Source organism: Aquabacterium sp. TM01 (assembly GCF_057808345.1).
Genome location: NZ_AP046529.1, coordinates 1,696,180 through 1,708,071 on the forward strand (window position 1 = coordinate 1,696,180; position 11,892 = coordinate 1,708,071).

The following is an 11,892-nucleotide window of genomic DNA, read 5'->3' on the forward strand; positions in this document are numbered from 1 at the left end:
TCAACGGAACTGGCGCTGGAAGCGGTAGACGCCCAGGGCCCAGAAGGACAGCCCGAGCAGGGACATTTTCAGGGCTTTGGGCCACAGCACGGCCAGGTCGCTGCCCTTGAGCAACACGCCGTAGGCGATGTCCACAAAGTAGGTCATGGGCGAGAAGGCCACCATGTGCTGCAGCCACAGGGGCATGCTTTCGCGCAGGCTCCAGGTGCCCGAGAGCATGATGATGGGCATGACCAGCAACACGACGATCAGGCCGACCTGACCGGAATTGCGCGCGAAGGTGGAGGCCAGCACGCCCAAGCCCGAGCTGGTGATGGCGTAGAGTCCGATCAGGCTGAAGAAGATCCAGGGGCTGCCGACGAAGGGCACGCCCACGAGTTGGTGCATGACTAGCCCGACGGCCACCAGCGAGCCCAGCAGCACCACCGAGGTCATGGCAAAGGCCTTGGCGAGCACGATTTGCAGTGGTGACAGGGGCGACACCAGCAGTTGCTCCACCGTGCCGCGCTCTTTCTCTCGCACCAGGGCGGCAGCCGGCAGCAAGATGCAGGCGACGGTGACCATGGTGAGCAACTCGGACAGCGTGGCGTACCAGGACTCGGTCAGGCTGGGGTTGAAACGTGTGCGTGACTGGATGTCGATCTGCGGCAGCACCACGGGACGGCCTTGCGCCGCAGCCTGCCCGCCAATCAGCTCCCCCACCAGCGTGAACAGGATGCGCTCGGTGTAGCTGGAGAGCAGGAAGCCAAGGTTGGCGTCGCTCGCATCCACCACCAGCTGCAAGGCCGGGCTTTGCGCGCGCAGCAGGTCTTTCTCGAATCCGTGCGGGATGGTGAGCACGCCACGCAGCTCGCCGCGCTCCAACGCCCGGGACACCACCTTGTCCTGATCGGCCATGGGAACGACGGTGAACTGCTGCGCGGGCAACTTGTAGATCAGCTCGCGTGACAAGGTGCTGTGGTCGCGGTCCACGATGCCGATGGGCGTTTCCTTGAGGTCGAGGGCGGGGGCGCCAGATGCCAGCAGGATGTCGAGCGTGAAGATGAAGATGACGAAGCTGAGCAGGGCGCGGTCGCGGTAGAGCTGCTTCCACTCCTTGGTCATCAGGGCGCTCACCTGGGTGAGCCAGCGGCGCAGGCTCATGTGGGAGTCCTTTTGTGGAACAGGGCGTGGGCCAGGGTGAGTGCCATCCCGCCATAAGCCGCCATGGCCAGCATCTCCGGCCAGAACACCTCGATGCCGGCGCCGCGTACGTACACGCCCCGGATCACGCGCAGGAAGTCGGCCGCAGGGAACAGGTGGCTGATGAACTGGTTGACGGGGTCGGCCGTTTCCAGCGGGGCGTACAGGCCGGCAAATTGCATGGAGGCGATCACCGCCGTCATGGTGGTGATGATGATGGCTGCCTGCTGGGTCTTGACTGCCGCCGACACGAGCAGGCCCATGCTGGACGTGGCGATGACGTAGAGCAGCAGGGCCAGGGTGAAGGCGAGGGCGTTGCCACGGAAGGGCACGTCAAACCAGAAGGCCACCAGGGCCCAGAGCATGAAGCCGTTGACCATGCCGATGGCAACCACCGGGATGAGCTTGCCCAGCAGGAATTCGAGGCGGGTGACGGTGGAGCTGGCGATGTTGTAGATGGAGCCGCTTTCCTTCTCGCGCACAACGCTGACGGCGATCAGCAGTGGTGGGCACATCATCAGGATCATCATCATGAGCGCGGGGGCGATCATGGCGACGCTGCGCAACTCGGCGTTATAGAGGTAGCGCGTCTGCAGCTGTACCGGGTGGGTGATCTGGCGGGTCAGGGCGGAGCGGGCACCCCATTGGGCGGCCGCATAGCGTTGGCGCAGGTCCTGATTCGCCTGGGCGTTGATGGCCTCGACATAGCCGCCAATGGTGCGAGCCGGTTCGGTGAAGGCGCCGTCAATCTGGACGGAGACCTGGGCGGTTTGGCCGTTTTGCAGCTGGCGCTCGAACCCGGAGCCGACCCAGATTAGCAGGCGGGCCTGGTAGGCGGCCAGCGCGGCATCGGCACGGGTGGGTGCGTGGGTGACCTCGACCTGCTTGAAGTGCCGGGTGGAGAGGAAGCGTTGGGTGTATTCGCGGCTGGCGGCGGTCTGGTCTTCATCGACGATGACCACGCCGACGTTGTCGATGTTGCTGGTCATGCCGTAGGTGAACACCAGCATCAGCAAGATGGGGAGGAAGAAGGCGAGGGTGAGGTAGAGCCGGTCGCGCAGCGCTTCGCTGATCTCTTTGGCCACCAGGGTACGCACACGCAGCAGGTTCATGCGGCCTCCTGCGTTGCGGCGCCCGCGCTCTGGCCTTCACGGCTGAGCACGATGTCGATGAAGACGTCTTCCATGGTCAGCGGCCGGGGGATGACGTTGGCGCTACGCTGGCGGGCCGCACGCAGCACGCTGAAGATGCGGGCGCGATCGGCTTCGGGCTGGTGCGACATGACGTGGATGTTGCGGCCGTGGAGCACGGCCTGATCGACGCCTGCGTCTTTGAGGGCCTGCATCGCCAGCAGGGCATTGCGCGGGGTGACTTCCAGCAACTGGCCACGACGGTCCAGCAGATCCTGCTTGAGCTGGGCAGGCGGCGCATCGGCCACGACGCGGCCGGCGTACATCATGGCCACGCGGTCGCACAGCTCGGCTTCGGCCATGTAGTGGGTGGTCAGCAAGATGGCGACGCCGTCTTCATGGGCCAATTTGCGCAGGATGCTCCAGAAGTGCTTGCGGCCGATGGGGTCGACGCCCGAGGTGGGCTCGTCGAGAAACAGCACGCGCGGGCGGTGGACCAGGGCGCAACCCAAGGCGAGACGCTGGCGCAAGCCCATGGGCAGGCTGATGGCGGCGACCTGTTCGTAGCCTTGCAGTTCGCCCAGCTCGATGGCCCAGCGGGTGCGCTCGCGGGCGACCTTGCGCGGCAAGCCATAGACGCCAGCGAATAGCATCAGGTTTTCTTCCACCGTCAGGTCGGTGTAGAGCGAAAACGCCTGCGACATGTAGCCGATGCGCTCCTTGATGGCTTGGCGAGCGTGGCGCATGTCGGAGCCGGCCACGCGTCCGAGGCCAGCGCTGGGAGGCAGGATGCCGGTCAGCATCTTGATGGCGGTGGTTTTGCCCGCACCGTTGGCGCCGAGCAGGCCGAAGATGTCGCCGTAGCCAACCTGGAAGGAGACGCCATCGACCGCGCGGAACTGGTCGAAATCGCGGGTCAGGGCCTGGGCGTCGATGGCCCAACCGCTGTCGCCATGGGTGATGCCCCCTGAGCCGCCTCCCGAGTCTTGTGTCTTCTCGCGTTCAGCGGAGCCGGCCACCGAGATCGCCGCGGCTTCGTGAGCCGTGTGGCTGGCGGACGGGGATGGGGGCAGGTAGGAGCGGGCCGCGATGGCATCGGTCCACAGCCGGGCGATGAACAGGTCTTCCAGGTGCGGGCGGGTGACGATGGGCGCTTCGACCTTGGGCAAGCCCGCCGCCACCAGGGTGGCTTGCACCTGTGCCTGGGCTTGCGCGGCATCGCGCTCGGGCACGAACAGCCGTACCTGGCCTTGGGTGGCCTCGTGCTGAGGAAAGGCCTGCGTGAGGGCGGTCAGCGCCGCGCCTTCGGCCGGGCACTGCACGATGGTGGCCTCGGCGCGGTCAATGAGCAGGTCGGGCGGGCCTTCGAGGATGATCTGACCTTCGTGCATCAGCGCCACGTGGTCGAAGCGGCTGGCCTCATCCAGGTAGGCCGTGGAGATGAGGGCAGTGATCTGCTCGGTGTGGATGAGCTGCGCCAGGATGAGCCAGAAGTCGCGGCGCGAGACGGGATCGACGCCGGTGGTGGGCTCGTCGAGGATGATGAGGCGCGGGGCGTGGATGAGGGTGCAGATGAGCCCGAGCTTTTGCTTCATGCCGCCCGACAGCTGGCCGGCCGGGCGGGCCCGAAAGGCGCTCAGGCGGGTGACGTCGAGCAGACGCTCCTTGCGCTCGCGCAGCAGCTCGGGTGGCACCATGCGCAGGCGGGCGAAGAAGTCGATGTTCTCTTCGATGGACAGTGTGGGGTAGAGGTTCAGGCCCAGGCCTTGGGGCATGAAGCCGATGGCGCTTTTGACCTTCTCGGCCTGGCGTTCGGAGTCGATGAGCCGGCCGAGCACCTCGACCTTGCCTTCTTCGTGGCTGAGCACGCCAGCGACCACCTTCATGAGGCTGCTTTTGCCGGCCCCGTCGGCCCCGATCAAGCCGTAGATCTGGGCAGGTTTGATCTCCAGCGACACCTGCCGCACGGCCTCGACCAAGTCGTAGCGTTTGACGAGTTTGTGCACGCGCACGACCGGACGCACCCGGCGCCGCTCGTCAGGCAGGATGCTGCTGGGCGCGTGCTGCGGGCTCATGCGCTCAGTGACGGGGGGCGTGCCAGGCGGCGTCCGGGCTCAGTCGGATCATGCCGTCGGCGGGCTGGCCGGGCAGCAGTTTGAGCTGCGACGCTTTCGTGGGGTAGAGGCGAACTTCGAAGACCAGCTTGGTGCGCTCGTCACGCGTTTGCACTTCCTTGGGCGTGAACTCGGCGCGGTTGGCGATGTAGCCGACCTTGGCCTCGATGGGCTGATCGGGGGCCGAGTCGGTCCAGATTTGAGCAGCCTGGCCCAGCTGGATGCGACCCAACATGGGCTCGGGAATGTAGGCCTTGAGGTAGACCTTGGACAGGTCGGTGATGGCGTACAGCGGCACGCCGTGGTTCACGGCTTCACCGGGGTTGATGTAGCGGGCGACGACGTGGCCGTTGACGGGGGAGGTGACGGTCAGCTCCTTGGACTCGCTGGCGGCCTCCAAGGCCTTGGCTTGGGCCATTTCAGCCTGGGCCAGGGCGGCTTGCAGTTCGGCTGAGCGCGATTCAATGCGCTGAGGGGCCAGACGCGAGTTCTGCAGGTTGACCTGGGCCTTCTGGACCTGGGCCCGACCGCTGCTGTACTGTTCCAGGGCGCTCTTGGTGGCCACCTGAGCACGCTCCAGCGCCTGGGGGCCGACAAAGCCTTGCTCGGCCAGCTGTTTGACGCGGTCGCGCTCCAGCGCGGTTTGTTGGGCCATGACGCCCAGTCGGGTGAGTTCGGCCTGGGCGGCGGTGAGTTCAGCCTGGGCGGTTTGCGTGAGCATGGACGTTTCGCTGCGCAACAGGCTCAAGGATGACTCCAGCGCGCGCACCTGGGCCATTTGGGCGGCGGCGGCGGCCTGAGCTTGAGCGGTGCGGGCGGCAACGCCGTCGTCATGCAGCTTGAGCATGATCTGACCGGCTTGTACCGTGTCACCTTCGCGCGCAAGCAACTCCGAGATGCGTGCGGGCACCCGTGCGGACACCACAATCTGGTCGCTCTCGATGCGGCCATTGACCTGCACCAGACCGCTGTCTGCGTCGGACTGGCTTGACCAGTAAACACCTGCGGCAATGGCAACCACGGCCACCAGGCCTGCCCCCATCATCCAGCGATTTGTACGCGTCCATGCCATCTTGTTTCGCTTCCCTTGTTTGCGTGACAAGTCTACTGGCAAGCGCATCGCTTGTGCGGTTTGTCACGCCTGGGGCGTTTCAGGGCCAACCCTGTGTTGCTTCAAGGGTGCTGTGCCTGAGCAAGGTGCTGCACATTGACCGGGCGGTGTGAGGCATCTGTCATCATGACAGGCGTGGATGGCGCCTAAGCTGTGGGGGTGTCAAGTCAATCAATTTACTCACGTCAAGCAGGATCGATTCATGGACATCAAGAACAGCGTGGCCCTCATCACGGGCGGCGGCAAGGGCATTGGCGAGGCGGTGGCCAAGCATTTCGTGCGGCAAGGTGCCAAGGTGGCCATTGTCGACATGGTGCAGGAAGACATTGACCGCGTCGTGGCCGAGATCAAGGCCATGGGCGGCGAAGCCATCGGGGTGCAGGCCGATGTGAGCAAGGAGGCCGACACGGCGCGCTTCATCGAAGCCACGGTGAGCGCTTTCGGGCAGCTGAACATTGCGGTGGCTTGTGCGGGCATCATCCGCGACGGCACCATGCTGGCGCTGGACAAGACCACGGGCAAGGTCTCGCGCAAGATGGGCATGGACAAGTGGCAGCCGGTGATCGATGTGGACCTGACCGGCACCTTCCTGACCCTGCGTGACGCGGCCGAGGCCATGGTCAACGGCGGCTGGAAGGGGCTGCTGGTGCCGATTTCGTCAGTCAACAAGATCGGTCAGATCGGGCAGCTGAACTACTCGTCGGCCAAGTCGGCCGTGGCGATGATGCCCAAGATCATCGTGGGCGAGTTCCTGCTGCGCGGCATCCGCAACATCCGCTGTGTGGGGATCGCGCCAGGCTATACGGCCACGCCCATGCTCACGGGCATGAACCAGGACGCGCTCAAGGGCATCTTGAAGGATGTGCACATTGATCGCCTGATTGAGCCGCAAGAGATTGCCGACATGATCGGGTACTGCGTGCAGAACGAGGCGCTCAACGCCACCACGATCGAGATCACGGGCGGCCTGTGCTACCCGGGGGGCATCGCCAAGTGAGGGGGTTTCACGGGTAGAGTTGCCGGATCTCTCGGTAATCCCCGTGGGTGGCTGGCACAAAGCCGGTCATCCCCAACTCCTTGAGCATCCCCCGTAGGGCCGGCGAGTCTCCCAGAAACACCTGTCGGATCTGCTTTTGCAAGGCTGGACAGAGGCTGCGGCGGGTCACGAAGGGGTCGTAAGGGATGGCCTCGGAGCGCCACAGGATGCGGATCTCGTCCATGCGCAGTGTGCCGTGTCGCACGGCGTCGTCCACGGCATTGCTGGCCACGAAGGTGGCGTCGACCCGGCCCGTGCGCACGGCCTCGATCGAGCGATCGTGCGCGCCCGCAAAGGTGATGCGCGAGAAGTAGCTCTCCAGCGGGATGCCGGTGAGCCGCTGCACCTCCTTGCGCGGCAGAACGGCACCCGAGGTGCTGGCCGGGTCGGTCAGGCTCAGTGTGCTGCCGCGCAATTGCGCCAGATCGGTGGCCGGATGGGCGTGGCGGGTGATGAGCACCGAGTGATAAGCCCGGGAGGTGGGTGTGGCAGGGCCTTGCTGAAGCTGGAATGAGGCGATGGGGTCGATGTGGGCGCCGCGTCCCATGGCAATGGCGTAGGAGGCTGGCCCCAATTCGGCCAGGTCGATGTCACCGGCCAGCAGGCCTTCGATGACGGTCCCGTACGAGGTGGCTGGCGCCGCCAGGACGCGTCGTCCAGTGGCTTCTTCCAGCGCCCGGATCAGCGGGCGGTATTGCCGTGCCTGCGTGTGGGTGTTCTTGACGGGCACCAGCGCCAGGCGCAGCGGCCGTGGGTCTTCGCATTGAGCCTGGGCGGCAGCAGCATGCGCCGGCCAAGCCAGCAGCCAAAGCCAGAGAAGGCAGGGGGCCAGGAATTTCATGTGGGGGAGAGGGAAGGGAGGCTGAGCAGTTCGCTGGCCTTGTCGGCCGGAACCGGGCGACTGAAGAAATAGCCTTGTACCTGATCGCAGCCCGCGGTTTTCAGGTGGACCAGTTGATCGACCATCTCGACGCCCTCGGCCACCACACACATGTTCAGGTTGTGGGCCAGGGTGATGATGGAGCTGACGATGACGGCGTCGTCTGGGCTGTTGCGGATGTCGTGGATGAAACCGCGGTCGATCTTGAGGCAGTGAATGGGCAAGGTGCGGATGTAGCCGAGGCTGGAAAAACCGCTGCCGTAATCATCCAGAGAGATGTGGATGCCCAAGCGCTCCAGTTGGTTGAGCACGGTGTTGGCAACGTCCATGGATTCGACCAGGCAGGTTTCGGTGATCTCCACCTGCAGCAAATGCCCATCCAGCTCATAGTGGGTCAGCAGATGGGCAATGCGTTCGGGCAACTGGTCGTCGTGCAATTGGATGGCCGACACATTGAAGGCGATGGGCACGAGACGCTGCCCTCGTGCGCGCCAGTTGGCGAGTTGCTGGCAGCAGGCCTCGGCCACCCAGTCCCCGAGCTCCAGGATCGCACCGGTGCGTTCGGCCAAGGGAATGAAGTCGTTGGGGTAGATCAGGCCGAGATCAGGGTGCTGCCACCGCACCAGGGCCTCGAAGCCGCTGATCTGGTAGTCGCTCAGGTTGACCTTGGGCTGGAAGTGCAGCACCAGTTCGCCACCGGTGATGGCCTTGGGCAGACGCTGAGCGAGGTTGAACAGCCGGGCATCGGTGGGGTTCAGTGAGGCGTCGTAGAAGGTATAGCGGGCGCGGCCGGCGCGTTTGGACTGGTACATCGCGGCATCGGCATTGCGGCACAGGGCGTCGGTGTCGTTGCCATCCCGCGGGAACAGGGCCACGCCGATGCTCGGGCTGATCTGAATGTCGTGGCCATCCAGGTCGAGGAAAGGTTTGCAGAGCTCGGTGACGATCTTGCTGGCGACGACCGCTGCGTCGTCGGCCCGTGGCAGGGCCGTGAGCAGGATGGCAAACTCGTCGCCCCCCAGTCGGGCGATGAGATCGGAGTCGCGCAAGAGTGCGCGCAGACGGGCGGAGACGGCTTGCAGCAGCAGGTCTCCCACATGGTGCCCCAGGGTGTCGTTGACCTGCTTGAAGCGATCCAGGTCCATGTACATCAGCGCGTAGTGTTTGCGATTGCGCTTGGCCTGTTGCAAATGGCTGCTCAGCAGTTCGTTGAACATGCGCCGATTGGGCAGGCCGGTGAGGGGGTCGTGCGCTGCCATCACGAAGGCGCGGCGCTTTTCTTCTTCCAGTTGCGAGATCAAGGCGCGGTTGTTCTGATCGGCCTGCGCCAGTGCTGCCGCATAGCGCCCTTGGCGGCGGATGCCTTGTGTGACCCAGAAGGTGGCGCCGAGGAAGAGGACGCTGACCGTCAAGAGCAGGATCACGAAGCGGTCGCGGGTGGTTTGGTGCTGCGCCAGGATGTCGCTCATCTCACGGCTGACCACGACCCGAAAGGGCATCTGATCGGGCTGCTGGTAGTTGGACAGAAAGGTGCGGCCGTCTCGGTACAGCGCGGCCTCGATGGAGCCCTGGGTCAGCTTGACGGGCAGCAGGTGCGGGACGGGGGCGTGTGCCACCCGGCTTTGCAGCACCAGGCCCTCTTGCCGCGCTTCGGCCACGATCTCGCCGTCCAGCCGGATGACCTGGATCAGGCCCGTGCGCCCCATGTCGATGTGCCGGTACAGCTGCAGAAAGTAGCCCAGGTCGAGCACGACGAGCAGCACGCCGGCGGATTGGTCATCCTGCCCCAGCACAGGGAGCATCAACGGGATTTGCCAGGCTTGTTCATTGGCCTGGGGACGCGGGGCCAGGGCGAGGCGCGCCATGGCCTGACCTGAGGGAGGATGAAGGAAGCGGTGCAGGGCGTGCTGGAGTGCCGGCGGGTCCTCGCCCGGTGAGCTGGCATACACACGGCGCAACTGCGTGTCATATAGCGCGGCACGCAGGAAGATCCGGTCGGAGGCGAGCATTGCGCTGAGCCGCGCGGGGACCTCGCTTTCATGCCCGTCGAACCAGCCCTCAGCGGTGATGGCCATGAGCTTGCCACGGTCCAGTACCTGCCCCAGATTCTCGGAGATGATGGCGGTGAGGTTCTGCTGCTGCACGTGGGCATTGGCCCGTGTCAGCATTTTTTCAGATTCCAGTCGCTGCCAGGTGAAGCTCCAGACCAGGGCCAGCAAGCCCAAGGACAGGCTGGTGCTGACCACCAGCAGCCAGCGCCCGCGTTGGGCACCCACAGAATCAAGCCACGCGCGGAACGGCAAGGTGAAAAGGTGGCGCACGATGAGGACACAACAAGAAAGTTTGAAGTGTGCAATGCCTGTGTGTCAGCGCGTTGACAGGCCCTGGAATGACAAAGCGCCCTGGTGAGGGCGCTTTGTGTGGGGCGATGCCGGTTCAGTCGGGCGTCAGCGGTTGCTTTCCTTGACGATGACCCAATTGCCGTCGATCTGCTTCCAGGTCAGGACCTTGACGCTGGCGTCCTTGTAGTTGCTGGAGCTGTACTTCTGCTGGAAGCGTGTCACGACGGCATCACCTTGAGCCTGCGTCTGGATGTTGTCGAGCGTCAGCTCGATCGGGCCGGTCTTGCCAACCAGGCGGCGGCGCTCCTGAATCCACTTGGCCGAGGTGCTGCGGCTGGGGGCAAAGTCCTTGGCGTAGAAGGCCAGGTAGCCATCCACATCCTTGGCCATCCAGGTGTCGGCCCAGTCGCGCAGGCGTTGGGAAACGGTGGCGACAGCCGGTGAGACGGCGGGAGGCGGTGCGCTGGGGGAGGCCACGACCGGTGCGGCGGCGGCCATGGTGGGGACCGCCAGCTTGCGGGCGCGGGCGTCGAGCTCGCTCAGGCTGGTGCCTTTCACGTCGACGGCGGTGACGGGGCAGCGCTGAGCCGCATCGTCAGCAGCCTGCCAGTCTTGCGGCGCACCTTCGACACCATCGGCCTCGCGAGACAGGCCCAGGGTGCTGGTCAGGCTGTGCTTGGCGGCCTGGGTGCGGGCGTAAGCCAGTTGCAGATCGGACTCGGCGTTGGCGTAGGAGCGCTTGGCGGTGTAGAGCTCGTTTTCAGCGTTCAGCAGGTCTAGCAGGCTGCGTTGACCGATGTCGAACTGCTGACGGTAGGCGTCACGCGCTTTCTCGATGGCCAGCACGTTGCGGTCCAGGGCCACCAGTTGGTCTTGCAGCTTGCGGATGTCGTTGTGGGCGATGGCCGCCGTCTGGCGCACATCGCGGCAGGCGCGGTCGCGTTGGTCAGCAGCCTGGTTGAGCAGGTCAGCGTACTGACGCACACGGGCCTTGTCGCTGCCGCCGTTGAAGAGGTTCCAGTTCAGCAGGATTTCAGCCGAGCTGTCGCGCTTTTGGTTTTGCACGCCATCGAAGTTCTTGCCCACGCCGGTGCGCACGCGCGCCTCGACCGTGGGCTGGTAGCGGCTTTCGGCACCTTGTGCCTGGGCCTGGGCGGCGCGCAGGTTCTCAATGGCGGCGCTGATGCTGGGGTGTTGGGCGAGGGCCTGGTTGATGGTGTCCGCGTTGCCGGGCAAGATGCCCTTGGACAGATCGCCACCACTGCCACCGGATGCGGCAGGCACGTTACCGACAATGCGCAGGTAGCGCGCGCTGACATCGTGCAGGTTGGCTTGCTCGGTGGTCAGGTTGGACTCGGCCAGTGCCAGGCGGGCGTTGGCCTGCTCGGCATCGACACCGCGGCCGACGCCGGCCTTGAACTTGGTCTGAAGTTGGTCAAAGGCGTACTTGTGCTGGACGTAGTTGTCTTCGGCCAGGCTCACCAATTTACGGTAGCGTTCGACGTCGAGGTAGGCGCGGGCTGCTTCCAGTGCGGTCTCTTCGGTGGCGCCCAGGAACTCGAAGTAACGTGTCAGGCGGGCGTGACCCAGGCGGGTGACTTCCTTTTGGGTGGCCAGGCCGTCCCACAGGATCTGGCTGGCGCTCAGGGCCAGACCGGTGCGGCTCAGGCTTTGCGACGTGGGGCTGCGCGAGGTGATGCGGTCACTGTCGCGACCGACGCTGGCGCCGAGGTCGACATTGGGGAGGTACTGGCCGCGGGCCACATCCACCTCGTTGCCTGCGGCACGCAAGGCGTTCAGGCGCGCCGTCACTTCAGGATTGTTGTTGATCGCTTGTTGTACAGCGGCGGCCAGGCCCGTGGGTTGCGTGTTCTGTGCGTGGGCGGTGACGGACAGGATGGCCAGACTCAGGGAAGACAGGCTCAGCTTGATCGTTTTATTGTTCACGTAATCCTCGGTTTCTCGTGCGCAAACACCGCCAATCTGCCCATACGGCGGTTTGGCTGCTCCATGACACCAGGGTGCTTGTGTCATGATTTGGACATTCTGGCATCAATTATTGCTTACAAGCGCTTACACCATTGGGCGTTGCCCCAT

At 64.8% G+C, this 11,892-nt stretch carries 8 protein-coding genes; 1 reads left to right on the top strand and 7 read right to left on the bottom strand.

Annotated features, from left to right (window positions below; genetic code table 11):
• The 4 genes from AC3WW4_RS07840 to AC3WW4_RS07855 are packed head-to-tail and all read right to left on the bottom strand — an operon-like array spanning position 1 to position 5,498.
• Positions 1–1,143, bottom strand: coding sequence for an ABC transporter permease (locus tag AC3WW4_RS07840; protein ID WP_488827827.1), 1,143 nt, complete (start codon positions 1,141–1,143; stop codon positions 1–3).
• Entirely contained in the window at positions 1,140–2,294 is a 1,155-nt protein-coding gene (locus tag AC3WW4_RS07845) for an ABC transporter permease (protein WP_488827828.1), read from the bottom strand. The genes AC3WW4_RS07840 and AC3WW4_RS07845 overlap by 4 nt, the downstream gene beginning before the upstream one ends.
• A complete protein-coding gene (locus tag AC3WW4_RS07850; RefSeq protein ID WP_488827829.1) occupies positions 2,291–4,387 on the bottom strand; it encodes an ATP-binding cassette domain-containing protein in 2,097 nt (698 codons plus the stop codon). Before AC3WW4_RS07850 ends, AC3WW4_RS07845 begins: the two co-directional genes overlap by 4 nt.
• Positions 4,388–4,391: 4 nt before the next feature.
• Positions 4,392–5,498, bottom strand: a complete 1,107-nt coding sequence (locus AC3WW4_RS07855) for an HlyD family secretion protein (protein WP_488827830.1) — start codon at positions 5,496–5,498, stop codon at positions 4,392–4,394.
• Between the two features lie 241 nt (positions 5,499–5,739).
• On the opposite strand from AC3WW4_RS07855, the gene AC3WW4_RS07860 reads away from it, so the two are divergent.
• Positions 5,740–6,534 (top strand): SDR family NAD(P)-dependent oxidoreductase, encoded by a 795-nt coding sequence (locus tag AC3WW4_RS07860; protein ID WP_488827831.1) that lies wholly within the window; start codon positions 5,740–5,742, stop codon positions 6,532–6,534.
• A gap of 7 nt (positions 6,535–6,541) precedes the next feature.
• Here the strand turns inward: AC3WW4_RS07860 and AC3WW4_RS07865 are convergent, their stop codons facing one another.
• The 3 genes from AC3WW4_RS07865 to AC3WW4_RS07875 form a co-directional block, all read right to left on the bottom strand.
• Positions 6,542–7,414 (bottom strand): phosphate/phosphite/phosphonate ABC transporter substrate-binding protein, encoded by an 873-nt coding sequence (locus AC3WW4_RS07865; RefSeq protein ID WP_488827832.1) that lies wholly within the window; start codon positions 7,412–7,414, stop codon positions 6,542–6,544.
• Positions 7,411–9,774 (bottom strand): putative bifunctional diguanylate cyclase/phosphodiesterase, encoded by a 2,364-nt coding sequence (locus AC3WW4_RS07870; protein ID WP_488827834.1) that lies wholly within the window; start codon positions 9,772–9,774, stop codon positions 7,411–7,413. Before AC3WW4_RS07870 ends, AC3WW4_RS07865 begins: the two co-directional genes overlap by 4 nt.
• 126 nt (positions 9,775–9,900) lie before the next feature.
• Positions 9,901–11,742, bottom strand: a complete 1,842-nt coding sequence (locus tag AC3WW4_RS07875; RefSeq protein ID WP_488827835.1) for a TolC family outer membrane protein — start codon at positions 11,740–11,742, stop codon at positions 9,901–9,903.
• Positions 11,743–11,892 lie beyond the last annotated feature (150 nt).